The organism is Microcoleus sp. Pol12A5, assembly GCF_036701435.1.
Taxonomy (GTDB): Bacteria; Cyanobacteriota; Cyanobacteriia; order Cyanobacteriales; family Microcoleaceae; genus Microcoleus.
In genome coordinates, this window is sequence record NZ_JAUBQU010000005.1 from 75,997 (window position 1) to 100,450 (window position 24,454).

Genomic DNA, 24,454 nt, shown 5'->3' on the forward strand with positions numbered 1-24,454 from the left:
AATGGCAAAGAAAGTTGTTGCAGTAATTAAGTTGGCGATTACGGCGGGAAAAGCCAACCCAGCTCCTCCGATCGGCCCAGCTCTGGGTCAGCACGGCGTCAATATTATGATGTTTTGCAAGGAGTACAATGCTAGAACCGCAGACCAAGCGGGTCTAGTGGTTCCGGTAGAAATTTCGGTTTTTGAAGACCGCAGTTTTACGTTTATTCTCAAAACCCCGCCGGCGTCGGTTTTGATTCAAAAAGCGGCTGGCATTGCTAAGGGTTCGGGAGAACCTAATCGCAAGCAAGTAGGGAAAATTACACAGGCTCAGTTACGAGAAATCGCTGAAACGAAAATGCCTGACCTCAATGCTAATGATGTTGAGGCTGCTATGAAAATTGTGGCAGGAACGGCTAAAAATATGGGCGTGGCGATCGCGGATTAAAGTCAGTTGTCAGTTGACAGTTGGCAATGGGTAATTCCCCGTGTTGAAGCTCAAATCTTCAATATAAAATCCAAAATCCAAAATCCAAAATCGATCGATTCAGGGGGAGAAGCAAAGCTTCGCTAAGAATCGAACCGAACAAATTTTAGAGATCGGATTGGCTGATAAGTTCAATCTAAAATCTAAAATCTAAAATCGACTGACCCCAGGAGATAACAATGGCAAAGAAAGTATCGCGAAGACTGCAAGAACTTCAAAAGAAAGTTGAAGACAGACCTTATCTACCGCTGGAAGCTCTGCAACTTTTGAAAGAAACAGCAACCGCTAAGTTTGGCGAATCTGCTGAAGCTCACATCCGTTTGGGAATTGACCCGAAATATACTGACCAACAGTTGCGGACAACTGTATCGCTACCAAAAGGAACTGGTCAAGTAGTCAGAATTGCGGTGATTGCTAAGGGCGAAAAAGTTAAAGAAGCTCTGAATGCCGGCGCGGATATTGCTGGTTCGGAAGAGTTGATTGATGAAATTCAGAAAGGCATGATGGACTTCGATTGCCTGATTGCTACCCCAGACGTGATGCCGTTGGTGGCAAAATTGGGTCGGTTGTTGGGCCCGCGCGGTTTGATGCCTTCTCCGAAAGGTGGGACGGTGACGACTGACATTGCTCAGGCGATCAACGAGTTTAAAGGTGGTAAACTAGAATTCCGTGCCGATCGAACTGGCATCGTTCATGTTATGTTTGGCAAGGCAGCTTTCTCAGCGGAAGATTTGCTGGTCAACCTTCATGCTTTGCAAGAAACTGTTGATCGCAACCGTCCTTCTGGTGCTAAAGGTCGCTACTGGCGAAGTTTGTACGTATCCGCAACAATGGGCCCGTCGATCGAAGTCGATATCAGTGCTCTGCGCGATACAAAAATTGACGCTGCCTAGTACAGAATTAAGCAGAAGGCAGAAGGTAAAAGACAGCTTCGGCTGTCTGTGTAAATCTCTCACAAGACTTACGCCAGACCCTTGCTAATCTCTGCCTTCTGGTGATAGCCTAATCAAAAATCAATAAGCTGAAGACCGCAGGTGCCGACCGCTTAATTTCCTGCCGAGGCTGAAGAAATAAAAACTCAAGACTCAAAGATTAGAAATTTTCTATTTTTAATTCTGACTTGTTAATTTTTAATTCTCTGCCCCGGCTCTAAGGTCGGGGTTTTTGGTGGGCAGTTTTCGATCCTAAAAGGAGGTGAAATAAGTATGGGCAAAAGTTTAGCAGTAAAAAATGAGATTATTGCAGACCTCAAGCAAACCTTGAGCGAATCTCAACTGGCGATCGTGATTGACTACACGGGCTTAACTGTTGCTGAAATCACAGATTTGCGTCGGCGTTTGCGTCCGAAAGGCAGCAGTTGCCAAGTGGCAAAAAACACGCTGATGCGAATTGCTGTTGAAGGCAACGAAACCTGGCAGCCGATACAGGAATTGCTGACCGGTACGTCGGCGTTTCTGTTCGTGCAAGAAGATATTGGCGGCGCGATTAAAGCTTACCAAGAATTCCAAAAAGTCTCTAAGAAGACAGAACTTCGCGGCGGCGTAATGGAAGGACGGGTACTGAAAGAAGCTGATGTTAAAGCATTAGCCGATCTGCCGTCGAAAGAACAACTCATGGCTCAAATTGCTGGCGCTATCAACGGTGTCGCAACCAAGTTGGCTGTGGGTATCAATCAAGTTCCTACTTCGATCGCTCGCGGTCTTAAAGCTTATGCTGAAAAAGACGGCGGTTCAGCAGAAGTAGCAGCAGAAGCACAAGCAGAAGCGCAACCAGAAGCAGAAGCAGAAAGCGCATCTGTGTAAGGCATGAGTAATTAGTCATGAGTCCTCAGTCATTAGTATTTAGCAATAGATAGAAGACTGGAGACGAAAAACTAATGATGAATGAGCAAATCTCAAATCCGAAATCCCAAACCTACAATTGAACTAGGAGTTTAACGAATGTCTACTGCAACTGATGAAATCTTGGAAAAACTTAAGTCTCTGACTTTGCTCGAAGCTTCTGAATTGGTCAAGCAAATTGAAGAAGCTTTCGGCGTCAGCGCTGCTGCTCCTGTAGGCGGCATGATGATGATGCCCGGTACAGGTGGTGGAGCCGCTGCTGAACCCGTAGAAGAGCAAACCGAATTTACTGTCATGCTGGAAGAAGTTCCTGCTGACAAGAAAATCGCCATTCTGAAGGAAGTCCGCGCAATTACTGGTCTGGGTCTGAAGGAAGCGAAAGACTTGGTAGAAGCCGCACCGAAAGCAGTTAAGGAAGCTATTGCTAAGGAAGCTGCTGAAGAAATGAAGAAACAGCTTGAAGCTGTGGGCGCAAAGATTTCTATCAAGTAGTCAGAGAATGTAGTTGATATCAATTCCGGTGACACCGGAATGATGGTTAACAGTTAATTGTTAACCGTTAACTATTCCCTAAAATTAATCGCGCGATAGTTACATCTCTCGCGCGATTAATTTTTTTTTTCGTACAGAAACGGCGGGAGTGCGCTGTCCTCTTAGATTTTAGAGACGGCTTCCATCTGTCGCACGACTGTTAAAGCAGAATAGGACACACCCGCAGTTCCTTCTCCGGGATGGGTGGAGTCGCCTACTAACCACAAGTTTTTAATTGGTGTGCGATTGGCAAATCCGAAGGGGCCGAAGGTTGGTATTCGCTGGCCGATGCCGCCGACAACTCCTCGATCTCTCGCTGTGTAGCGGGCAAAGGTGCGGGGTGTGGCGGCTTCTTGGTGTACGATCGACTCTGGCGTCAAATTGAAATATTCGCTCAAACGTGCGATCGCCCCTGCGGTATATTTTTGCTTTAATCCTTCATAATCAACCGAATTCCACCACATTCGAGTATCAGTAAATGAGGAAGCGATAATTGTCGCCATTCCCTTTGGTGCTCTGCCATCACCTGGATGGCTGACTGAAACAAATAATGAATTATTCTCCCCAATCTCGCCGTCGTAATCGTAGAGAAACTGAAGGTGCGGCGGACAATTTGCCGGAATTGCGCTTTCATGCACTCCCAAATATATGACAAATGCACCGGATGCGGGCGGCAATTTATCAACTCGATATTTGTAGCCTGCCATTTGATCTGGGAGTTTGTTTGTTGTCTCTGAAGTCTCTGATTTAACGGATAAATTATCTGTTAAATTTGCGACAATCGGCTCGCCTGACAACAATTTTACTAAATTTTGCGCGGTCACGTTGGCAACAATGCGATCGGCTGTTTCTGTCCAAACTTCGCCTGTTTTTTGATTGCGAATCACTGTAGCGGTGGCTTTGCCGTTGGCGGTGACAATACTTTCAACTGTATGCCGCAATAAGACTTGGCCGCCGTCTCGTTCGATCGCCTCTACAAGTCGATCGCTCAATACCTGCATACTTCCTTGTAGATGATACAATCCTTGCGGCTCTTGCGAAACTCCTAAAGCTGTCGCCGCGTAAAGTAGCGCCGTTTCTTCGGTATCAACTTGAGAATACAATTTTAACTGCAAATCTAGAAAAGTTTTCAAGCGCAAATTGTCGCCCAACCCACACAGCCGCAAAGCATCTCCCACTGTCATAAAAGTGAAAGGCAAAGTAATTAAAGTATCGGGGCGAACAGCTTGAATTAATTGCCAGAAATCCCAGAAGTTTCTGGGCGGTAAAACAGGGTCCCGCCCTTGAAATTTCCAGCTAGCTTTGAACAATGCAGACAATAATTGCCAAAAAGGTTCGCTTCCAGGAAACTGCCGCTGCCTTTCTTCCTGCCACTTTTGCGGATCTCGCCACACGCTAATCGGTGCGGTTTCTCCCGGCAAAAACACCGCACAAGCGGGATCGCAGGGTGTCGCTGCGGGAAGTTCTATATTTAATTCTGAGAAAATGCGGTGGTGAATGCCTCCGGGTTCCCATCCTGCAACCTGCGTGGCGCCGACATCGAAGGTAAAGCCTTTGCGTTTGAAGGTGGAAGCGCATCCTCCGGGGACGATCGCCTGGTCTAAGACTCGCACTTTGTATCCTCTGCGGGCTAGCAGGGCTGCTGCTGTCAGCCCGCCGATTCCGCCTCCAATTACCGTGACGCGGCCCTTAGTGTCTGCAGGATTGGATTTGCTCTCAGGGGTGCGATCGCCTCTCATAATTTATTTATTGTAATATTTCTTAATATTATGCTCGTATTTTGCAATAAAAAGCTCTTGTAGCGGCAGGTTGAAATCTATCGCTACAAGAGGAAGGAGGCCGAGTTTAGAGGACGTTTTAGGGGTAAGGTGCTCCGGGGGCACCCGGAGCGTTAGACTGGGCCGTGTTGATGAGAGAATCACTGACGGCGCCACTTGTTGAGATAAGCTTCGCCAATCCCCGCCACAGCCTGCATTTGAGCTAGCTGTTCCCGTAAAGCTTTGATGGTTCTTAGCTGTTCTTGAGACTGTTGCTGCAAAGCGTCGTAATTTCGCTGTATCGCCGCACTCTGACTCAATTCATTTTCCAGATATTGCAACTTGATTAGTTTAACTTGGAAGTCGCCGATCGCACTTGACTTTTCTGCTAACTCGTGCTGCAAAGATTCGTAACTCGACTTCGACACGGTTTCCTGGAATTGGCTTTCGAGATTTTGCTTTTCGGTGGCGAATTGCTGCTGCAAAGATTCCAGAACACTGGATTTTTCGCCTAGTTGCTGCTGCAAAGATTCCAGAGCACTGGATTTTTCGCCTAGCTGTTGCTGAAACTCGTGTTCCCGGTGTTCTCTTTCGGCCAATTGCTGCTGCAAAGATTCCAGAGCACTGGATTTTTCGCCTAGCTGTTGCTGAAACTCGTATTCCCGGTGTTCTCTTTCGGCCAATTGCTGCTGCAAAGAAGCGAGCGAACTTTCGCGTTCACTCAACTGCTGCTGTAAACTTTCGTAACTTGACTTGGCTACTGTGTCCTGCAATTGGCTTTCGAGATTTTGCTTTTCGGTAGCTAATTGCTGCTGCAAAGAAGCGAGCGAACTTTCGCGTTCAGTCAACTGCTGCTGTAAACTTTCGTAACTTGACTTGGCTACTGTTTCTTGCAATTGGCTTTCGAGATTTTGCTTTTCGGCAGCTAATTGCTGCTGCAAAGAAGCGATCGAACTTTCGCGTTCACTCAACTGCTGCTGTAAACTTTCGTAACTTTCTTGCAACGGATTTGGCTTTACACTCACCGAGTCCGATAGAGTTTCTGCCGTTACAGCCTCATTAATTTCGCTTTCTTCGGCTGTTTCCCCTTGCAAGTCGGGGGCATCTACCTGCGTTTCTTCACCTTTTTTCCAAGTGACAGTAACTTCCGTCTTGTCCTTAGAAATATCCAGAGCGCCTTGTGCCAAGCGTTCTAGGAGTTCTGACCTTGATATTCCGAGCTTGCGAGCGATCACGTTTAATCGATCGGCACTAGAAGAAGTCAGCGAAAGTCCGACTTTGACTTTACTTTCTGAATTGGAACTAACTACATTGCGATTTTTTTTGACCATTGGCATTTTCCTCATGCCAACCTACACTAATAAGTGTAGTGGCTGAAGTTTCTATTAAAATTAATTCTTGTTACTTACCAATTGTGCCAGCTTCTGTTCCCAATTGAACAAAAATTCGTGAATATACCCTTCGGTCGATTCCTCGCCGTAGAACCCCGTGAAGATTCCCTGGCACGGTTTTTTTTTCGGCACAATACCGCAGATATAACAGTTGAGCTTGTTAGATACTATCTAACTTTGCGCCCGATTTCACCGGTTCGGCGCGATCGACCAAATGCCAATAAGAGGCCAGATAGTCTTTGAACGCTGCAAAAAGGCGAGTTTCCACAACTTCCATGCGATCGCCCGAACCACGCTGCTAGAAGCTTTTTTACACGATGAGGATCGAGTCGGGTGAGCAAGAGTGGGATAAAAGACAAAGCCTGCGGTTTCCAGCCGCGCCTAAACAGACACAACCCACTTGGAGTGGGTTAAAGAATTTTTACTCGATCGGGCCTTGACGTCTTCCTCTCAAAATGAGAGGATGAAGCATAGTATGGAACCAAAACTGTCAACAATTAGCTATCACTATGCAAAACAAAAAAAGAAATCCAAGAACAACCAATGCACCTAATCTCGATCCGCAAGCTCCGTAATGATGCTGCCCAGTATCCCGATGTCAAAAATCAAATTGATAGCTGGAATGCAACTGTAAAGCAAGCAGAATGGCAGAATTGGGAGAATGTTCGCAAGATTTACCGGGATGCCGAAGCAGTAGGGAACTTCACAGTATTTAATATCAAAGGCAACGAATATCGCCTGATTGTCGGCATCAACTACGAGGAGCAAACTATTTTATACAAATATTTCCTAACCCACACTGAATACGACAAAGACAAATGGAAAAATGATCCTTACTTTTGATGGAGCCACTTATAGCAAATTGCTTGCAGAAATCGCTCCTATGGCGATCGAAAGTGAAGAGGAATACGATCGCCTCCTGGCAGTGGCAGAACGGCTAACGTTTGCTAAAAACCTCACTCCAGAGGAGAGAGCTTTATACAAGTTGTTAGTCACGCTGGTTGAAGTTTACGAGAGAGAAAATTATCCGATCGACAAATCGGAGCCTCACGAGATTTTGCAACACATCATGAAATCCAGCGGCACCCGTCAAGCGGACTTGGTAGGTATCATTGGATCGAGCGGTGTGGTGTCTGAGGTTGTGAATGGGAAAAGAGCGATTAGCAAGGCACAAGCTAAGGCACTAGGCGATTATTTTAAAATCTCACCTAGCTTGTTTATTTAATTTGGAAATTGGGCATGGGAAATTGGGGATTGCGAATATGGCATTGGTTATTTGTGATTAGAAAAACTACTAACCAGTAACCAGTAACTATTACCCATGCCCGATGCCAGATGCCCATTCCAGAGGCATCTGGCTCTAGGCCAGCCGTCCCTGAATATTACCGATGGGCGTTGCGGAATTAAGGTATGATTAGTTCCAAGATAAAGTTGGAAAAAACAATTAAGTGACGCTCTTAGAGCATATCGCTGGCGATTGGTGTAGGTCACTATGGTTTTCTACTATTGGCATTAGATCTGGGCGTTTATTCTCCGTCCGATCGCCCGTAATTTACACTTAAAAATATAAAAGCGAGATCCCTTGATTTTTATAAAAAAATTCAAGGGATCTCGCTCTAATCAAAATATTTATCTCATATCAGAGATTTTTGTTGCAAGCTATTTTTTTGCCTAAACAGCTTGTTTAACGGAGAGGGAGGGATTCGAACCCTCGTTAAGTTGCCCTAAACACACTTTCCAGGCGTGCGCCTTCAACCGCTCGGCCACCTCTCCAGGGCTAAATTCATTCATTTAGCCACAGCTAAGCTATCTTAGCAGAACAAATCTGATTTGGGAAGGGGTAACGGCATAAATTTGCTGTTTAATATGGGTAGGGTGTGAAACGGGCAGGTTTGGGTTCTCCTCTGTGGGTCGCAAACCCATTCATTTCAAGGATCTTGCCCCGCCAACGCCAATCTAAAATCTAAAATCTAAAATCTAAAATTCCATGACTAACTCTTACACAATTAAAATTCATAACAGACAGACAGGCGATCGCCACACCGTGCGAGTACCCGAAGACCGCTACATCCTGCAAAGCGCCGAAAACCAAGGAGTAGAATTGCCCTTTTCCTGCCGCAACGGCGCTTGTACCGCCTGTGCGGTGCGCGTCAATTCGGGGGAACTGCACCAGCCAGAAGCAATGGGGCTTTCTGTGGAACTGCAAAAAGAAGGGTATGCCCTGCTGTGCGTCAGCTATCCCCGTTCCAACATTGAGGTAGAGACGCAAGACGAAGACGAAGTGTACGAACTGCAATTCGGCCGCTACTTTGGCAAAGGTAAAGTTAAAGCCGGTTTGCCGTTGGATGAAGAATAAGGCAATTTGATAAATAATCAACTACCAATTATCCATGCTTTATCGGTTATGTGCGATCGCCCTTTGTCTGTTGTTAGCTAGCTGCCAAAAACCAGAAATGCCCCAAGGTACGATCGCCAAAGTAGAAAGGGCCATCAGCGGGCAAACAATCGAAGTTATCAGTACAGCCGACAAAATAGCCTTATTAGAACAAATCAGGCTGATTGGTATTGATGCACCGGATTTAAAACAGCAGCCTTGGGGAGAAGCAGCCAAACAAAGACTAGAACAGCTAACTACGGGAAAACAGGTATTGTTAGAATCCGACATCGAAGAGAAAGACCAGTTCGATCGCAAACTAGCCTACTTGTGGCAAGATAAAAATTTGCTCAACGAACAGCTAATCAAAGAAGGTTATGCCCTGGCCTCAGTGCGATCGCGCAACACCAAATATCAGCAGCGACTCATCAACGCTCAAGAATGGGCGAGACTCATGGGTAAAGGCCTGTGGAATCCAGAACGAGCATTGCGCCAAACTCCCGCAGAATTTCGCCAGCAAAATCGGCAATAGTCATTAGTCAGTAGTCATGTCCACTCGTTCCTAGGCTCTGCCTGGGAACGAAGATCCGGAGGCTCTGCCTCCATTTTTTTCAGCCGAGGCAGAGCCTCTAGATATAGGTTCCCAGGCAAAGCCTAGGAACCAGTTATTCTTGACTCTTCCATCTTCCATCTTCTTTCGTGTCCTTCGCGTTTTCGCGGTTCGTACTTCCCTCTTCCCAATGACAGACACTCAACTGCAAAACTTCTTAGAAATAGCCACCGAAGCAGCCCTAGCCGCCGGTTCCGTCCTGAAATCTTTCTGCGGCAAATTAGAAAAAATTCAAGAAAAAGGTCGATCGGGCGATTTAGTCACAGAAGCCGACAAAGCCTCAGAAGCTGTCATCTTAGAAATTCTCGGCCGCCACGTACCCGACCACGGCATCCTCGCCGAAGAATCCGGCAAATTAGGGGATGCAACTAGCAAATACCTGTGGGCGATCGACCCTTTGGACGGCACAACAAATTATGCTCACCAATATCCTTTTTGGGCCGTTTCGATCGGACTTTTAATCGACGGCTTACCACAAATTGGAGTAATTTACGACCCTTTTCACAATGAATTGTTTCGGGCAGGCAAAGGATTGGGAGCAACCTGCAACCGTTGGCCGATCGAAGTTTCCCAAATCTCAGAATTGAGAACCAGCTTGCTAGTCACTGGCTTTGCATACGATCGGCGCGAAACAGCAGACAATAACTATGCCGAATTTTGTCACCTCACCCACCTCACCCAAGGCGTGCGGCGCAGCGGTTCGGCATCCCTAGACCTCGCACACCTCGCGATGGGGCGATCGGACGGATACTGGGAACGGGGACTCTCCCCTTGGGACGTAGCAGCAGGTGTACTCATCGTCTCCGAAGCCGGAGGTCAAGTTACAGCTTATGACGGCAGTGCATTTGAGATGAACTCCGGTCGGGTTTTGGCAACAAACGGCAAAATACACGCCGAACTCAGCAGCGCACTGCTAGCGGTTCCTCCCTTATCTTCTTGGAAGTAGCGCCCCCCAGCAATAGATCGGGGGTAGTACGGGGGTCACAACCCCTTGACTCAAGCTACATTAAAGAATAGTGAAAAGCCAGGAAAGGAAGAGTAAAAGTTATGTCTTTTGAAATGACAAAAGGGCTGTTCAAGTATGAGTTTACAGATCAGCACGCAATTTTGGGAATTCCCTTAGACGCCGAGTTTAACGACATCCGCAAGCGCTACATGAAAATCGCCCGCCGCTTGCATTCGGATACTTGCTCTTTTGAAAGCCAAGCCGATAAAGATTGGGCTAACCAATTTTTGTCAAAAGTAGTCAATCCGGCTTACAACAAATTTTCCAAGGAAAGCGATCGCAAAGAATACAGCCTGCTATTAGCAGCCATCGCCAAGCGCGTCGTTAAAGAACAGGCGAAAATGCAAATTGAAAGCGAAGCAGCCAAACAGTTAGCTACCGCTCAAAATTGGGAAGAAGCTTACAAAACAGCAGTTAGCAAACTCGCTCTCAAGCAGTACGAATCAGTTAAGGAAACCGAAGATGCGATCGCTCAAATTAGCGAACTCAACATGGTTTACCTGCTGCGAAAAGAGCGCCTTGGCGGTGGTGCGGTTACACCTGCTTCACCCATAAAAGATGCAACCCCAACCCCAACCCCAACCCCAACCCCAACGGCAATTCCAACCCCAACTCCACCTCTGCCCAAAGTCGAAGACCCGCAGACTGAAGCCTATTGCCGCCGAGCTCAAGGATTCATGGACAGCAAAAGTTACGCCAAAGCAATTTTAGAGTTGAAAGAAGCCGTGAAGCGCCAGCCAAAACACAGCAAGGCTCACGCTTTATTAGCAATGTGTTACCTGGAACAAAATCAAGCCACAATGGCGAAACTTGAGATGAACAAAGCTTTGGCATCAAATCCTGAAGAACCGACGGCTTTGGAGGTTAAGAAAAAGCTGGAACAAGTTTCCGCAAAGGCTAAAAAAAGTGACGAAAAACCAGGATTTTTTGCAAGTTTGTTTGGCGGGAAGAAGAAGTGAGAAGTTGTGATTTGTGAGTCTTGAATTTTGAGAAAATGGTGAACTGCACAGCAGTGGAGTGAGCTCGATCAAAACTTGGTGAGATCAAATCCGGTAACTAGGAATTATACCGTCAGTGCGATCGTCCGGCGAGAGCAGATGCTCCAGAAAGAGCGGGACGCTTGCACTGACGGGGAAAATGATTATTGCCATGCCCACGAAAACGCTATGAGGCATTAATTTGTTAAAGTTGAATGTTAAGCTTGCCTGCTTGGACTTTAACACCGTCTCCTAAAGCTAAGCTTATAGGCCCAACCTAAAATCTAAAATCTAAAATTGATATGACACCTTAATTTGTTAAAGTCAACTGTTAAGCTTGCCTCGTTAGACTTTAACACCGTCCATAAAGCTAAGCTTCTAAGCCCAATCTAAAATCTTCTAAAGTCTAAAATCTAAAATTGATATGGTTCACCAACCCCCATCCGGTGCAAGAGATTTATTGCCCCTTGACGTTGCTCAAAAAATTTCGATCGAACGGCGCTTGCAGCAGGTTTTTCACCGCTGGGGCTATCACCGGATTATTACCTCTACTCTAGAAAGGCTGGAGACATTGATGGCTGGGGGCGCGATCGACCGATCGACCTTAATTCAATTGCAAGACGCCGAGGATGGAGAACTTGGTTTGCGGCCGGAATTGACAGCATCCATCGCCCGCGCGGCTGCAATGCGGATGGCAGGGACTCGCTGGCAGCCTCAGCGCCTCTACTACAACGCTAACGTGTTCCGCAAAGGCCCAGATACTGGCTCAGGCGGGCAACAGGAGTTCTATCAAGCTGGCGTAGAGCTCCTAGGCGCGGGGGGGACGGTTGCGGATGCAGAAGTGCTGCTGCTGCTGTCTGAGTGCTTGCAGAGCTTGGGAATTGATGACTGGCATTTGGTTTTGGGAGAAGCGGGCTTGACTGCAAGATTGCTGGAACCGTTTCCGCCAAATGTGCGCCAAAAAGTTCGGGGGGCGATCGCCAATCTCGATCGAATTGCCTTGGAAACTTTGCCGCTGTCAACCGAATTGCGAGAAAGAGCTCTGCTTTTGTTTGACTTGCGCGGCCGCCCAGAAGAGGTGTTGCCAATTGTTGCCAAGCTGGATTTAGATCTGCCGCAGCAAGCCGCGTTAAATAATCTCAAATCGGCGATCGAATTGCTGCACCAATGCCAGTCAAAAATTCCCAATCTCAAATCTCACATTCACCTCGATTTGAGTTTAATTCAAACATTTGACTATTACACTGGAATTGTGTTTGAAGTTGTCAGCAGCAGTAAGACAGGACAGCGAGTTTTAGGACAAGGGGGACGTTACGACCAACTGTTGGGACTGTTCGATCCCCTAGGGCAAAATTCCCCCGGCATTGGGTTTTGTCTGAATATTGAAGAGTTGCACCAAGTTTTGCTCACAGAGGGGCAATTGCCCAGCCAGACACCAGCTAGCGACTGGTTGGTTGTGGCTCAAACTCCTGAAGCTAGTGCCGCCGCGTTTGCTTACGCTCGCAAACTCCGAGAGTCTACTCACCTAGTTCGGGTGGAAATAGATTTGGAGAGTCGGGAGACAGCAGAGTCGGCGCGGGAATACGCGCGCGATCGACGAATTGCTCAAATTGCTTGGGTAAATGCCGAAGGATTGCCAACAATTGAAACGGTAAATTAGGCTAAGTGGTAATTGGTAATTAGTAGTTAGTAATTGGTTAAAAATCACCCGATATGATATTATGTATCCTGCTGATTGAGAGAAGGTTTTGCCAATTATTAATTGCTAATTCCCTATCTACCTAAAATGTTTTGAGAGAACACTATGGCACACACTATTGTTACGAATATTTGCGAGGGAGTTGCTGATTGCGTTGGCGCTTGTCCGGTTGCTTGTATTCACCCTGGCCCCGGCAAAAATGTCAAGGGTACTGATTGGTTTTGGATTGATTTTGATACCTGTATTGACTGCGGTATTTGTTTGCAGGTGTGTCCTGTCGAAGGTGCGATCGTTCCAGATGAACGCCCTGAATTGCAGCAAACTCCCTCTTAATTGCAACTTGATTGCAATTGAGGGCTAAATAGCTACATTAACTAAGGGGTAAGGTGCGCGACCCGGCGCACCCTACAGTAACTTTTTTATGAACCACAGAGGGCGCAGAGGACACAGAGAAGAGGAGTGAGAAATAGTGGAAAAATCTAACGTTTAGAGATCTAAGTGCAGGTAATTAATGAGGTTACTTTTGTGAGTTCTTTCTCTTCCCTTATCTTGTCTTCCTACCCTTCGGGAACGGCTTCGCCGAACGTGTCCTTCGCGTCTTCGCGGTTCGTTTAAAAAAAAGCCCGATCGCACTTTACAAAAAAATCTACACTAAAATCCTATGCAACCGATAGCACTTTCCGAATCTCACATTTTATCCATCCGCACCCACGCCGAAAGCACTTATCCTGAAGAATGCTGCGGTTTGTTGCTCGGTCGAGTTACTGGCGGTGTTAAAACTTTGGTAGAAGTTTGGCAGACTGACAATGCTTGGAGTTCTGAGGCTGAAGAAAATTGGCCTGAAGAAAAAGAATTGACAGAAAGACGCAGATATGCTATAAAGCCCGAAGATATGTTGCGGGCGATGAAACACGGGCGCGATCGCACTCTGGATATTATCGGCATATATCATTCCCATACGGATTGTCCCGCAGTGCCCTCAGAGTGCGATCGGACATTAGCCTGGGCCCAATACTCTTACATCATTGTGTCAGTCCGACAAGGCTGTTGGGAAGACCTCCGCAGTTGGAGTCTTGACGGAGAGGGGAACTTTCAAGCAGAGGAAATTCTCGCACTGGAACCGACAGAGATTAAGAAATAATTAGTAAAAATTACAAACACGTAAAAATGCGAAAGATTCAGATAGGATATAATTCAAAATCTGCGCTACACACAATATCATGCTAAATCCTAATCTGGACGAGATCCAGCTCAACAAACAAGAATACGAACGCTACTCTCGCCACCTCATCCTGCCAGAAGTTGGATTGGAAGGGCAGAAGCGTCTCAAAGCTGCCAGCGTGCTCTGCATCGGTACGGGAGGTCTCGGTTCGCCGCTGCTGCTGTATTTAGCCGCCGCCGGTGTTGGCCGCATTGGGATTGTAGACTTTGATGTTGTAGACCATTCCAACTTGCAGCGGCAAGTAATTCACGGCACTTCTTGGGTGGGGAAACCGAAGATTGAGTCTGCTAAAAATCGGATTTTAGAAATTAATCCTTTTTGTCAAGTTGATTTGTACGAAACTCGCGTTAGTTCGGAAAATGCGATCGACATTGCCACTCCTTACGATATCATCATCGACGGCACCGACAACTTCCCGACTCGCTATTTGATGAACGACGTTTGCGTGCTTTTAAACAAGCCCAACGTCTACGGTTCCATCTTCCGATTTGAAGGACAAGCAACAGTTTTCAACTACGAAGGCGGCCCGAATTACCGCGATTTGTACCCGGAGCCCCCGCCTCCTGGGATGGTTCCTTCTTGTGCAGAAGGCGGCGTTTTAGGCGTTTTGTGCGGAGTTGTCGGTTCTATCCAAGCAACGGAAGCTATCAAGATTATCTTGGGTCAAGGCACTACTTTGAGCGGCAGACTGTTGCTTTACAATGCCTTAGATATGACGTTCCGGCAATTGAAACTGCGGCCGAATCCAGTGCGTCCGGTAATTGAAAAGTTAATCGATTACGAACAATTCTGCGGCATTCCTCAAGCAAAAGCCCAGGAAGCAAGTCAGCAAACGCAAATTCCTGAGATGACTGTCACGGAACTTAAAGAGTTAATCGACAGCGGTGCCAAGGATTTTGTATTGTTGGATGTTCGCAATCCCAACGAGTATCAAATTTGTCAAATTCCTGGGTCGGTTTTGGTTCCTTTGCCAGATATCGAACACGGCGCAGGTGTTGCCAAGGTCAAGGAATTGTTGAACGGCCACCGCTTGATTGCACACTGCAAAATGGGCGGACGTTCTGCGAAAGCTTTGGGGATTTTGAAGGAAGCGGGAATTGAGGGGATTAATGTTAAGGGCGGGATTACTGCTTGGAGTGAAGAAGTAGACCCATCTGTACCTCAATATTAAGCTCAATCTTTTTCTGGGGCGGGTTTAGCTAATATCACGAGATACAAGCGAGTAGACTCGGGTCATTAGTGTCAACTTACGCTAAAAAACCTTTGTATCTTTCGTTCACAGTCGATTCCAGAACCGTCTAAATTTCCCCCTTAAAAAAGGGGAACTTAACCTTTAGTAGCGAAGCAGGACACGGCAATGCCGTGTCCCTACAGAAAACCCAGATTAACCCAACCCTTCAACCAACAAATTCCGAGCACTTTCCAACGCTTCCTGCAACTTACTTGCATCGCGTCCCCCAGCTTGCGCCAAATTAGGTCGCCCGCCGCCTTTTCCGCCGCAAATTTGAGCAATTCCCCCGATAAACTTACCAGCTTGCAATCCTTTCTTATTGACTTCAGGACTAAAAGCAGCCACCAAACTTACCTTGTCCGGTTCAGGAATTGAGGCCAAAACAACCGCAGCATTTCCTAACTTTTGCTGCAATCTTTCCGCCGCAGTTTTCAGCGCTTCCGTATCCACATCACCCAATTGAGCTACAATGATATTGAATTCACCTATCGCCTCAGCTTGTGCTACTAATTGGTCGGATTTCGCGATCGCCAATTCCGACTTCACAGCAGCCAAATGTTTCTGAGTATCCTTCAACTCATTCTGCAAATTAGTAATCCGGTTCGGCAATTCTTCAGGCTTCGCCTTAAATCGATCGCCCAAATCGCGCACCACCTTATCGCGCACATTCAAATAGTCCAAAACAGCTTGACCCGAAACCGCTTCAATCCTGCGAGTTCCCGCCGCTACCCCCGCTTCGGAAACAATCTTAAACAGCCCGATTTCTGCCGTATTGCTGACGTGAGTTCCGCCGCACAATTCCATCGAAACGCCGGGAAAATCGATAACCCGCACCACATCGCCGTACTTCTCGCCAAACATCGCAGTCGCGCCTTTTTCTCTCGCAAGGGCGATCGGCATTTCTGCAACGACCGCAGCGTGGGCTTCAGCAATCCAACTATTAACTAAATCCTCAATTTTCTGCAACTCTTCTGCTGTGACAGCGCGCGGAGAATTGAAATCAAACCGCAATCTCTCAGACGATACCAGCGAACCAGCTTGCGAAATCGAATCGTCCACAATTTTCCGCAAAGCTGATTGTAATAAGTGAGTTGCTGTGTGGTTTGCCTGAATTCGGCGGCGACTGCTATTGTCAATTTTCGCAGTAATACTATCGCCAACTCTCAGGGTTCCCCGTTCCACAAAGCCGAAATGCACGAAGAAATCCGATTCCTTCTTCACATCATCAACTCTTACTAACAAACCATCACCATTATCTCCGCTTTTCAAATAACCTTTATCCCCAATCTGTCCGCCGGATTCTGCATAAAAAGGCGTTTGGTTCAAAACAACTTGTACCTCGGTACCGGCGGCTGCTTCCTCCACAGATTTGCCGTCAACCAAGATAACTTCCACCTCAGCTAAACTCGACAATTCAGCATAACCGACAAACTCAGTTCCCTGGATAGTTTCAGCCAACTTATCCAAAGAACCCTGCACGGTTAAATCGATTGTTTGGCGAGCATCTTTAGCGCGAGTTTGCTGTTCCTTCATCGCCGCTTCAAAGCCGTCCAAATCCACAGAAATTCCCTGTTCCTCAGCAATTTCTTGAGTCAGTTCTAAGGGGAAACCGTAGGTATCGTAAAGAGTGAAAGCATCTTGACCGCTGATTTGTTGGTTGGTTTGCTGTTTTGTGCGATCGACAATTTCATCCAGCAGCTTCTCTCCGCGTTCCAAAGTCTTGAGAAACTGCGCTTCTTCCCTTGCCAATTCCGCCTTAATTTGAGCTTCCCGCCGCCGCACGTTCGGATAAGCAGCTTCCGAAAGGGCGAGCGCACTTTCAGCCACCCGCACCGTAAATTCGCCCTGAATTCCAATCAGTCGCCCGTGGCGCACCACCCGGCGAATCAACCGGCGCAAAATGTAACCCCGACCAACATTGGACGCGCGAATTTCGTCCGCAATCATGTGCACCACAGCCCGAATGTGATCGCCAATTACTTTCAGCGAAACCTTAACTTTTTCATCGCTATTGTGGTAATCAATTCCGGCAATTTCTGCCGCCGATTGAATGATCGGAAAAATCAAATCTGTTTCGTAATTATTGGGGACTTTCTGGAGGATTTGCGCCATCCGTTCCAGTCCCATGCCAGTATCAATATTTTGATTTTGCAGCGGTGTTAAATTGCCCTCTGCATCTTTATTGTACTGCATGAAAACCAGGTTGTAGAATTCGATAAACCTGCTATCATCTTCGAGGTCAATATTGTCGCCTCTCTCTGGGTGAAAATCATAGTAAATCTCCGAGCACGGGCCGCAGGGGCCAGTCGGGCCAGATTGCCAGAAATTGTCATCTTCTCCCATGCGCTGAATGCGATCGCCCGGAATGCCAATTTCATCGCGCCAAATCGCAAAAGCTTCGTCATCTTCTCGAAAAACACTAACAACCAAATTGGAAGCTGGTAAACCGAAAACTTCGGTGGAAAGTTCCCACGCCCAGGCGATCGCCTGTTTCTTGAAATAATCCCCGAAACTGAAGTTGCCCAACATCTCAAAAAACGTGTGGTGGCGCGCGGTGCGGCCGACATTTTCGATGTCGTTGGTGCGGATGCACTTTTGAGAAGTCGTGGCGCGCGGTGATTCGGCGGCGCGCTGTCCGAGGAATATCGGCTTGAATTGCAGCATTCCGGCGATCGTCAGCAACACCGTCGGATCTTCGGGAACCAAAGAAGCACTCGGCAAGATCTTATGTCCCCGCTGAGCATAAAAGTCGAGGAAGGTTTGGCGGATTTGGCTGCCACTGAGAAACTTAGGAGAAATAGACATGACAAAAACACTTAAGTATGTAAAGATGTAGCAACAATAGAATTTATAGGACTTACGCACGGGTGTCCAGAAACCCGGTTTTTCTACCAAAATACTTGCTTAAAATCCTCAATCTCGGTAGAAAAACCCGGTTTGTTGGTTAGGAGTGCGTGAGTGCTAACTTACATCTATTTGGAGATTCATATCATTATACTTAGTAATGTAAAGACCTATCAAGTTTTGCAAATAGTGCTTTACTGCTCGGAAAGGTCGTGCTAACTTAATAATAGACACCGGGACAGAAAGAGAAAGGAGGTCGCTATATTTAGAAAGAAAGTTCAAGGATATAGGCATGGTGTCTCCGGTCTAGATTCCCAGGCGCAGCAGAAATTAAACGAACACAACTTGAAATAGTGGCGAAATGCCGATAGAGCAGTCAAGCCAAACCGCAGTCAAGTAAGACTTAGTTGTCGTTGCTGATTAAAAGTAAAGCTGCACAAGTTGTAAACCCTAGTAAGTAACAGTTCTCAATCGGAAACACATCTCGTTTGTTAGAAAAAACAAAGTTCTCATATTATTGGGTCTGATCGCTGTCGATCGGGCCCTATGAATTTTTGGGCGATCCCAGGAGGAGAGGCTTCGAGGGGGAAAGTGGGCAGAGTTCGGGTGTGTAAATGCTTAGTGCTCAAAGGCAACATCCCTGGGAGCCGATCGGCGAGCGATCGGTGCAGCTTTTGAGTTATATATTATATATAAGGGCACGTGGAGCGCGCGCCCCGCTTTTTGCCGGGGATCAAGCGCTGTGGTATGAGGCACTGTCAAGATGCGATATCATTGAAGATGTCAGTACAAGACATTAAAACCTACCCCGCTGTGCTGTATAGCAGCAAAATCTACGCTTCTATGAGCTTGCTGCAAGCCAAGGATAGCAAATCGCCATTTTTGGTGACAAGACCAGGCTCAACAATTTGGATCTCAGGATATTTAGAGTCAAGACTCTAAAAAATCCCATCCCCGACGCAGGGGTGAGAGTTCAAAAAATAAAAGCCCGCCCACTCACAAAAGCTAGTGCCACCAACAACGGTAGTAAATCACTAGCACAGTTCTTAAACTCACAATCTCCGGAGATTATAGGTACAAGCATGGCCGAAATAACTAAAGAAGAAATGCGCGAACGGCTGGGAAATATCGACCAGATTCGCGATATAATTTTTGGAGCGCAGCTTAGAGAATACGACAATCGCTTCGATAAAATAGATTCCGACTTGTCCATGATGCAGCAAGATATGCAAACTCGCATCGAACAAGTAAAAACAGTTCTTTCAGGAGAAATGAGGGCTGCCGTTGATGCGTTAGAAAAGAAAGTTAAATCGCTCACCTCAAACACCCAAGAAGAAAGCGCAGACATCCGTCAGCAAGTCGATCGCGTCAACCGAAAATTCTCCAGCAGCATTGAAGCCCTCGACGAGGCTATTGACAATCAAACCCGTTCGCTTCGCGACGAATTCTCCCAAACCAGAGAGCGACTATCTGAAGAAACCCGCACTTTGAAAACACAGGTTTTTGAAGAGCTAGACCGTCGCTTTTCTATGCTCAGAGATGTTAAAGTTTCTAGAGACGACATGGCAGAAATTCTGTTTGAACTGGGCATGAGGCTCAAAGGAACAGAATTTGTCCCCGAACTTAAAGGCGTTGCGGATAATAAGTTAAATACCGAATTTCTGTTGCCGGAGCGCCACCATAACGGATAACAACGCATGGCTTTACCGAAAGAAAATCCGGCTGACGAAAATGAGTTAGAGGGTTTTGTTTCTCAACCTGATGAGTCCGCTGCCGATGCAGCAACCCAGCTAGAACCCTTGCTGAATCTGTTAGTCGATCTCAAAATTATTGCTGGTTCCAACCAGCAAAATGCACAGTCCGAGGATGACAGCAGTGGCGAAAATAATCAAGCAGGGGCCCTCTGCGGGTTGATGGATTTGTTAGGTATTTCTGAGCAAGAGCCAGAGGAAGTTGCAGCGAGTGTACCCGAAACTGGCTCTCGCCAACCGGAGTCTGGCGATTCCCCGCCTGTTGCAGACGAGTTTAAAAGTTTGCTATTCGCTACTCACAAACTCAACACTTCAGAACTGGAAAAAGACTATTCCTCCGCTAAAACTATAGATGTTTCCGCGATCGCCCAGCCGGATTTGGAGGAGGAATCAAAGCCTGTCGAAGAATTGTCTAACTTGACAATGAAAGATTCTCTACAGTACGTACAGGCTAAAAAATCCCACGGGTTCGATCGGCAACAAGATGTTTCCGCTTCCGAAACCGAGTCAAAATCCTCGGAAATTCCCAATGACTTCATAGTTGCCCCAGTCTCAGAGCCTGCAGAAACTACCTATTTAGATCCGGTGATTGCTTCGCTTCAATCGATGCCCAACATTGTAGAACAGCCGACACCGATATCGCAGCCCGGAGAAATATTAGGCCAAATTAAACAGGATTTAAATGAAGCCGACAGCGCCATGGAAAGGCTGCAAAATCTGATGTTCGGCTCAAAAATGTCGGATATCGAGCAAGTCAAAAATCTTCTGGCAGAAAACGATTTGCCGGGGGTGCGCCACCTGATGGCAACAATCGACGATAAATTAGGAAAATTGGAGCACCAAATCTACGAGCCCCAAGAGTTGATTGAGTTGATGCTGCCTTGGATCGCAGAAATTCTCAGTCGCAAAGTGGCCGATTCCAGGGAAGAAGTGGTCAACGCGATCGTGCCCATTATTGACGAAGTGATTAGGGCAAAAACTCAGGAAAACAAGTCGGCAATGAGTGCGGCAATAGCTGAGCTGCTTCCCGACGCACTTGCTCAACAAATAGTGAATTCGCCAGCGGATATTGCTAAGGCGATCGCCCCAGAAATTGGTCTGGCAATTAAAGAGCAAATTCGCCTCGACCAAGAGTCGATCGCCCAGGCCCTCGCCCCGGAAATGGGTAAAGCGATTACAGCCCAAATAAAACTCGAACGCGACTCTATGGTGGATGCCCTCTATCCCGTAATTGGCAGTACAATTTCCCGATACATGGCAGAAGCTATCAAGACAATCAATGAAAAAGTGTCAAATGCCATCAGCGTCGAAGGATTCAAGAGAAAAATTCGCTCCAAAGTACAAGGAGTCTCCGAAGCTGAATTAATCCTCCAAGAATCAGTACCCTTCACCGTCCAAGCAGCATTCTTAATTCACAAAGCATCAGGCTTAATAATTTCAGAAGTTCAAAACTCAGAAAGCTACCAGTTAGAATCAGAAATGGTAGCAGGAATGCTCACAGCTATTCGCAGCTTTGTTAACGAGTGCATCGTGCAGCCGGGAGAATCTTCCGAACTCAATCAAATTGAATACGGAGACTCAAAAATTCTGCTAGAAGTAGCGGGATATTGCTACATGGCCGTCGTGATTAAAGGAGAACCGCCAAACTTGTTCATCCAAAAAATACGACAAACCGTTAGTCATCTCATCCTTAATTATGGTCAAGTCATTCACGATTTTAACGGCGACCCCGGTACTATACCGGACTCACTGCACCCGTCTATAAAAAATTTATTCGACCCGCTACAAACGGAAAAATCAACAAAACCCCCGATCGCCCTAGCCGCTATCAGTTTAGCCACCTTGAGCTTAATCTTAGTACCTTGGGGAATTTATCAGTATCGCAGCAGCGTTGAGCGTCGTGTGGAAGCAAATGCCATCGCAGCTTTAGCCTCGACTCCCGAATTAGCAGTTTACCGCTTAGATGTTGCAGTAGATGGCAAAACTTTAAAGCTAACGGGAAAGTTGCCAAATCAAGAATTGCGGGCACAAGCTGCAAAAATAGCCGCATCAACTGCACCGAAATTGCAATTAGATAATAAAATTATAGCTGTAGATGTCCCCCCAGATCCCGTTTTGACGGCAGCCGAGGTGCAGCGAATTAGCGCTGTTTTGAACCAGAGAGAGGGCGTTTCTATTTCTAGTCGGTATGGCGATCGTAAAGTGACTGTAGAAGGTACAGTTAGAGACGGTGCAGACGCACAGAAAATAGCTCAGTCCCTAAAGCAAATTCCAGGTGTTCAGTCAGTCATCAGTACCGTTAAATTAGAGCCGCTGAAAATTCCAACCCGCATCTACTTCCAGCAAGGAACGGCAACATTAGACTCAACAGATGAAGAAATCATCGCCAGTGTCAAAAATTTCATGGATCAATATCCTCAAAAACAGATTAAGATAATTGGGCACAGCGATCGAACTGGAGAACTTGTGACAAATCAACAGTTGTCGCTCAAGCGTGCCGCAGCAGTGCGAGATGCTTTAGTGCGACAAGGTGCTGACCCGAAGCGCCTCCAAACCGTCGGCAACCCCAATCCTCCTGCAGACGTGGAACCGAATCAACCGCGACTTTTAAGCAGATGCGTGCTATTTGAACCCATAACTAAGACCGTAAACAGTAAATAATTATGTCAGTTACTATATCTAAAAAAATGTGCATGATCGGCGACTTTGGCGTGGGCAAAACCAGCCTGATCCGCCGTTTTGTCGATCGGCAATTCAGCGACCAGTACCTCTCCACGGTAGGAGTAAAAATTTCCAGCAAAATCGTAGAATTAAAAGGGGTAAAACAGCGGGAAAACGTGACTGCAAAGTTGCTGATTTGGGACTTAGAAGGGCATACAAAATTCAAAGGAATAGCACCGACTTACTTGCAGGGAGCAAGTGGTGTTTTAATCGTTGCCGATGTCAGCCGATCCGAAACTGTTGAGCGAATCTCCGAACACATTCAGCTTTTTTCTTCAGTCAATCCTAAAGGATTGATAATCGTCGCTTTAAACAAAGTAGACTTGATTGACGAGGAAAAATTGGCGCTGCTAGTGGAAATATCCCATTCGATATGTCAAGACAAAGTAATAGCAGTTTACACGACATCTGCTAAAACAGGCAAAGACGTTGACGAAATTTTCTATAAATTAGCTTACACAATGGTAGAACAATTATGAATCCACTGTTAAGAAAGCTGTTAGGCCCGCGACAAACACAGTATTTTATAGTCAATCACCATTTTATCATTCAGGCAATCTCTGCAGAAGTGCAGCATTATGCCGATATTCCAGGCGATGCTATACCCGGTGCAGATGCTCGCCTGAGTTTTCCCGAACTGATTGGCATTGAAAATATCCTTATGTCTATCATTATGGGACGGCTGCCGGGTTTTGAAGTCAAAGGTATCGCTCGGTTTACCGACCCGAACCGCCCTTTATACTTTGATATGTTGGCTATCAAATATGAAGAAGAACAAGAAGATGTGCCAAGTAAATTGCTAATTTTGATTGAAGATACCACCGAAAAGATGGTGATGAAGCAATCGTTGATTCAGAGGGCGAATGAAGCTAATCTTTTGGTTAGTGCCTTAGCCGCTTCTAAAGACTATATAGATAAAGTTATTCGGTCGATGGGCGATGCTTTGTTGGTGACAACAACATTAGGAACTATCAAAACAATCAATCAATCTGCCCAATGGTTATTTGGGTATAGCGAAGCAGAATTGATCGGCAAACCCCTGTCTTTAATATTACTCGAAGACACATTAATTTACCAAGCTCGCCACCGCTATATTTTGTCTCAGAAAGAGCTGCGTAGAGAACTAGAAATAGTCTGCACTACTAAAGCAGGAGAAGAAATTTGGGTAGAATTTTCCTGTTCAGCAATTCAGACCGAACTAGAGGGACTTTACGATTTCATTTATATAGGCAGGGACATCACAGAACGCAAACAACAAGAAATAGAAATTCGCGGCTCTTTGGCAAAAGAGCAAGAACTCAGACAGGTAAAATCTCGTTTTTTCTCGATGATTGCTCACGAATTTGGCAATCCTCTAAGTACAGTATTATTTGCTACTAAAATCCTCCAAGACTACGGCGACGAAATCACCCACGCGGAAAAACAAAAATACCTGCAACACGTTAAATCAGCATCTCAACAAATGGCTCAGCTATTAGATGATCTGCGGTTGCTCAGCAGCGCCGAAGCCGGAAAACTCGAATTCTATCCCGCACCAGTTGACTTAAAAAACTTTTGCAGTGAGTTAGTAGAATCAATTAAAATTAGTTATGGAAAAAATCATACAATTAACTTTACTTATCAAGAATTAGTTACGCCCGCGCAAAAAAATGATAACGAGTCGCAGGAAACGCAACAGTTGCCCGCACTAGATCCAAAATTGCTGCGGCACATCTTGACAAATTTGCTGTCAAATGCTATCAAATATTCGCCCCTCGACAGCCATATTTATTTTGAATTAACTTGTCAGAATAATAAAGAAGCTACATTTAAAATTAAAGATGCAGGCCTGGGTATTCCTCTCGAAGACCAAGAACAACTCTTTGAATCTTATTATCGAGCCAAAAATGTCGGAAAAATACCCGGTACAGGAATGGGTTTATCCATAGTCAAGCAGTGTGTAGATTTGCACGGAGGTCAAATAGAATTTTCCAGCGAGATAGGGTTAGGCACTACATTTTTAGTGAGAATTCCATTTAATAAAAAGAGATAAA

General features: G+C 46.2%; 22 protein-coding genes, 1 tRNA gene and 1 other annotated feature. Of the genes, 19 read left to right on the forward strand and 4 right to left on the reverse strand.

Annotation, left to right across the window (positions count from 1 at the left end; translation table 11 throughout):
- Window position 1: 1 nt before the first annotated feature.
- The 4 genes from rplK to rplL all read left to right on the forward strand — a co-directional run bounded on the left by rplK (window position 2) and on the right by rplL (window position 2,799).
- Window positions 2-427, forward strand: coding sequence for a 50S ribosomal protein L11 (rplK, locus tag QUA45_RS02475; RefSeq protein WP_194061482.1), 426 nt, complete (start codon window positions 2-4; stop codon window positions 425-427).
- A 218-nt stretch (window positions 428-645) separates the two neighbouring features.
- Window positions 646-1,359 (forward strand): 50S ribosomal protein L1, encoded by a 714-nt coding sequence (gene rplA, locus QUA45_RS02480; RefSeq protein WP_333095482.1) that lies wholly within the window; start codon window positions 646-648, stop codon window positions 1,357-1,359.
- Window positions 1,360-1,469: 110 nt separating this feature from the next.
- Window positions 1,470-1,642: a sequence feature (ribosomal protein L10 leader region), on the forward strand.
- 29 nt (window positions 1,643-1,671) lie between these two features.
- The gene (rplJ, locus tag QUA45_RS02485) at window positions 1,672-2,268 is read left to right on the forward strand and encodes a 50S ribosomal protein L10 (RefSeq protein WP_333095480.1); all 597 of its coding nucleotides are present in this window, start codon (window positions 1,672-1,674) and stop codon (window positions 2,266-2,268) included.
- 138 nt (window positions 2,269-2,406) lie between these two features.
- Window positions 2,407-2,799 carry a 50S ribosomal protein L7/L12 gene (gene rplL, locus QUA45_RS02490; RefSeq protein WP_333037133.1) on the forward strand — a complete coding sequence of 131 codons (393 nt, stop codon included), beginning with the start codon at window positions 2,407-2,409 and terminating at the stop codon, window positions 2,797-2,799.
- Window positions 2,800-2,960: 161 nt separating this feature from the next.
- On the opposite strand, the gene QUA45_RS02495 is transcribed toward rplL, so the two are convergent.
- Window positions 2,961-4,577, reverse strand: coding sequence for an NAD(P)-binding protein (locus tag QUA45_RS02495; RefSeq protein ID WP_333219216.1), 1,617 nt, complete (start codon window positions 4,575-4,577; stop codon window positions 2,961-2,963).
- Window positions 4,578-4,756: 179 nt separating this feature from the next.
- Window positions 4,757-5,926 carry a ribbon-helix-helix protein, CopG family gene (locus tag QUA45_RS02500; RefSeq protein ID WP_333219218.1) on the reverse strand — a complete coding sequence of 390 codons (1,170 nt, stop codon included), beginning with the start codon at window positions 5,924-5,926 and terminating at the stop codon, window positions 4,757-4,759.
- Between the two features lie 274 nt (window positions 5,927-6,200).
- On the opposite strand from QUA45_RS02500, the gene QUA45_RS02505 reads away from it, so the two are divergent.
- From QUA45_RS02505 to QUA45_RS02515, 3 genes are all read left to right on the forward strand, one after another.
- Window positions 6,201-6,323, forward strand: a complete 123-nt coding sequence (locus tag QUA45_RS02505) for a hypothetical protein (protein WP_333095475.1) — start codon at window positions 6,201-6,203, stop codon at window positions 6,321-6,323.
- A 206-nt stretch (window positions 6,324-6,529) separates the two neighbouring features.
- On the forward strand, window positions 6,530-6,829 hold the full coding sequence (locus QUA45_RS02510; protein WP_333219219.1) for a type II toxin-antitoxin system HigB family toxin: 300 nt from the start codon (window positions 6,530-6,532) through the stop codon (window positions 6,827-6,829).
- Complete coding sequence (locus QUA45_RS02515; protein ID WP_333095473.1) at window positions 6,813-7,211, forward strand: transcriptional regulator; 399 nt, start codon at window positions 6,813-6,815, stop codon at window positions 7,209-7,211. The genes QUA45_RS02510 and QUA45_RS02515 overlap by 17 nt, the downstream gene beginning before the upstream one ends.
- A gap of 463 nt (window positions 7,212-7,674) precedes the next feature.
- Here QUA45_RS02515 and QUA45_RS02520 read toward each other — a convergent pair.
- Window positions 7,675-7,759 (reverse strand) — tRNA-Ser (locus QUA45_RS02520).
- Window positions 7,760-7,973: 214 nt separating this feature from the next.
- Between QUA45_RS02520 and QUA45_RS02525 the strand changes: the two genes are divergently transcribed.
- The 8 genes from QUA45_RS02525 (at window position 7,974) to moeB (ending at window position 15,045) form a co-directional block, all read left to right on the forward strand.
- Complete coding sequence (locus QUA45_RS02525; protein WP_333040827.1) at window positions 7,974-8,342, forward strand: 2Fe-2S iron-sulfur cluster-binding protein; 369 nt, start codon at window positions 7,974-7,976, stop codon at window positions 8,340-8,342.
- Between the two features lie 34 nt (window positions 8,343-8,376).
- Entirely contained in the window at window positions 8,377-8,892 is a 516-nt protein-coding gene (locus QUA45_RS02530; protein ID WP_333095472.1) for a thermonuclease family protein, read from the forward strand.
- Between the two features lie 208 nt (window positions 8,893-9,100).
- On the forward strand, window positions 9,101-9,916 hold the full coding sequence (locus QUA45_RS02535) for an inositol monophosphatase family protein (RefSeq protein ID WP_333219221.1): 816 nt from the start codon (window positions 9,101-9,103) through the stop codon (window positions 9,914-9,916).
- A gap of 101 nt (window positions 9,917-10,017) precedes the next feature.
- On the forward strand, window positions 10,018-10,935 hold the full coding sequence (locus tag QUA45_RS02540) for a tetratricopeptide repeat protein (protein WP_333095470.1): 918 nt from the start codon (window positions 10,018-10,020) through the stop codon (window positions 10,933-10,935).
- A gap of 442 nt (window positions 10,936-11,377) precedes the next feature.
- Window positions 11,378-12,613 (forward strand): ATP phosphoribosyltransferase regulatory subunit, encoded by a 1,236-nt coding sequence (locus tag QUA45_RS02545; protein WP_333219223.1) that lies wholly within the window; start codon window positions 11,378-11,380, stop codon window positions 12,611-12,613.
- A gap of 144 nt (window positions 12,614-12,757) precedes the next feature.
- Complete coding sequence (locus tag QUA45_RS02550) at window positions 12,758-12,985, forward strand: indolepyruvate ferredoxin oxidoreductase subunit alpha (RefSeq protein WP_015174956.1); 228 nt, start codon at window positions 12,758-12,760, stop codon at window positions 12,983-12,985.
- Between the two features lie 328 nt (window positions 12,986-13,313).
- Window positions 13,314-13,793: a M67 family metallopeptidase gene (locus QUA45_RS02555; protein WP_333219225.1), complete on the forward strand. Its 480-nt coding sequence runs from the start codon at window positions 13,314-13,316 to the stop codon at window positions 13,791-13,793.
- 79 nt (window positions 13,794-13,872) lie between these two features.
- Window positions 13,873-15,045: a molybdopterin-synthase adenylyltransferase MoeB gene (moeB, locus tag QUA45_RS02560; RefSeq protein WP_190743852.1), complete on the forward strand. Its 1,173-nt coding sequence runs from the start codon at window positions 13,873-13,875 to the stop codon at window positions 15,043-15,045.
- 213 nt (window positions 15,046-15,258) lie between these two features.
- Here the strand turns inward: moeB and alaS are convergent, their stop codons facing one another.
- A complete protein-coding gene (gene alaS / locus QUA45_RS02565) occupies window positions 15,259-17,910 on the reverse strand; it encodes an alanine--tRNA ligase (RefSeq protein ID WP_333219226.1) in 2,652 nt (883 codons plus the stop codon).
- 1,121 nt (window positions 17,911-19,031) lie between these two features.
- On the opposite strand from alaS, the gene QUA45_RS02570 reads away from it, so the two are divergent.
- Genes QUA45_RS02570 through QUA45_RS02585 form a run of 4 tightly spaced genes read left to right on the forward strand, consistent with a single transcriptional unit; the run spans window position 19,032 to window position 24,453 of the window.
- Window positions 19,032-19,640: a hypothetical protein gene (locus tag QUA45_RS02570; protein ID WP_333095463.1), complete on the forward strand. Its 609-nt coding sequence runs from the start codon at window positions 19,032-19,034 to the stop codon at window positions 19,638-19,640.
- A 6-nt stretch (window positions 19,641-19,646) separates the two neighbouring features.
- Window positions 19,647-22,361: an OmpA family protein gene (locus QUA45_RS02575; protein ID WP_333219228.1), complete on the forward strand. Its 2,715-nt coding sequence runs from the start codon at window positions 19,647-19,649 to the stop codon at window positions 22,359-22,361.
- Between the two features lie 2 nt (window positions 22,362-22,363).
- Window positions 22,364-22,900: a Rab family GTPase gene (locus tag QUA45_RS02580; protein WP_333219230.1), complete on the forward strand. Its 537-nt coding sequence runs from the start codon at window positions 22,364-22,366 to the stop codon at window positions 22,898-22,900.
- Window positions 22,897-24,453 (forward strand): PAS domain-containing sensor histidine kinase, encoded by a 1,557-nt coding sequence (locus QUA45_RS02585; protein ID WP_333219232.1) that lies wholly within the window; start codon window positions 22,897-22,899, stop codon window positions 24,451-24,453. Before QUA45_RS02580 ends, QUA45_RS02585 begins: the two co-directional genes overlap by 4 nt.
- Window position 24,454 lies beyond the last annotated feature (1 nt).

What these genes read in the sequence shown, in the direction of transcription:
- rplK (WP_194061482.1), top strand. Translation starts at nt 2, where the DNA reads ATGGCAAAGAAAGTTGTTGCAGTAATTAAGTTGGCGATTACGGCGGGA.
- rplA (WP_333095482.1), top strand. Translation starts at nt 646, where the DNA reads ATGGCAAAGAAAGTATCGCGAAGACTGCAAGAACTTCAAAAGAAAGTT.
- rplJ (WP_333095480.1), top strand. Translation starts at nt 1,672, where the DNA reads ATGGGCAAAAGTTTAGCAGTAAAAAATGAGATTATTGCAGACCTCAAG.
- rplL (WP_333037133.1), top strand. Translation starts at nt 2,407, where the DNA reads ATGTCTACTGCAACTGATGAAATCTTGGAAAAACTTAAGTCTCTGACT.
- QUA45_RS02495 (WP_333219216.1), bottom strand. Translation starts at nt 4,577, where the DNA reads ATGAGAGGCGATCGCACCCCTGAGAGCAAATCCAATCCTGCAGACACT.
- QUA45_RS02500 (WP_333219218.1), bottom strand. Translation starts at nt 5,926, where the DNA reads ATGGTCAAAAAAAATCGCAATGTAGTTAGTTCCAATTCAGAAAGTAAA.
- QUA45_RS02505 (WP_333095475.1), top strand. Translation starts at nt 6,201, where the DNA reads ATGCCAATAAGAGGCCAGATAGTCTTTGAACGCTGCAAAAAGGCGAGT.
- QUA45_RS02510 (WP_333219219.1), top strand. Translation starts at nt 6,530, where the DNA reads ATGCACCTAATCTCGATCCGCAAGCTCCGTAATGATGCTGCCCAGTAT.
- QUA45_RS02515 (WP_333095473.1), top strand. Translation starts at nt 6,813, where the DNA reads ATGATCCTTACTTTTGATGGAGCCACTTATAGCAAATTGCTTGCAGAA.
- QUA45_RS02525 (WP_333040827.1), top strand. Translation starts at nt 7,974, where the DNA reads ATGACTAACTCTTACACAATTAAAATTCATAACAGACAGACAGGCGAT.
- QUA45_RS02530 (WP_333095472.1), top strand. Translation starts at nt 8,377, where the DNA reads ATGCTTTATCGGTTATGTGCGATCGCCCTTTGTCTGTTGTTAGCTAGC.
- QUA45_RS02535 (WP_333219221.1), top strand. Translation starts at nt 9,101, where the DNA reads ATGACAGACACTCAACTGCAAAACTTCTTAGAAATAGCCACCGAAGCA.
- QUA45_RS02540 (WP_333095470.1), top strand. Translation starts at nt 10,018, where the DNA reads ATGTCTTTTGAAATGACAAAAGGGCTGTTCAAGTATGAGTTTACAGAT.
- QUA45_RS02545 (WP_333219223.1), top strand. Translation starts at nt 11,378, where the DNA reads ATGGTTCACCAACCCCCATCCGGTGCAAGAGATTTATTGCCCCTTGAC.
- QUA45_RS02550 (WP_015174956.1), top strand. Translation starts at nt 12,758, where the DNA reads ATGGCACACACTATTGTTACGAATATTTGCGAGGGAGTTGCTGATTGC.
- QUA45_RS02555 (WP_333219225.1), top strand. Translation starts at nt 13,314, where the DNA reads ATGCAACCGATAGCACTTTCCGAATCTCACATTTTATCCATCCGCACC.
- moeB (WP_190743852.1), top strand. Translation starts at nt 13,873, where the DNA reads ATGCTAAATCCTAATCTGGACGAGATCCAGCTCAACAAACAAGAATAC.
- alaS (WP_333219226.1), bottom strand. Translation starts at nt 17,910, where the DNA reads ATGTCTATTTCTCCTAAGTTTCTCAGTGGCAGCCAAATCCGCCAAACC.
- QUA45_RS02570 (WP_333095463.1), top strand. Translation starts at nt 19,032, where the DNA reads ATGGCCGAAATAACTAAAGAAGAAATGCGCGAACGGCTGGGAAATATC.
- QUA45_RS02575 (WP_333219228.1), top strand. Translation starts at nt 19,647, where the DNA reads ATGGCTTTACCGAAAGAAAATCCGGCTGACGAAAATGAGTTAGAGGGT.
- QUA45_RS02580 (WP_333219230.1), top strand. Translation starts at nt 22,364, where the DNA reads ATGTCAGTTACTATATCTAAAAAAATGTGCATGATCGGCGACTTTGGC.
- QUA45_RS02585 (WP_333219232.1), top strand. Translation starts at nt 22,897, where the DNA reads ATGAATCCACTGTTAAGAAAGCTGTTAGGCCCGCGACAAACACAGTAT.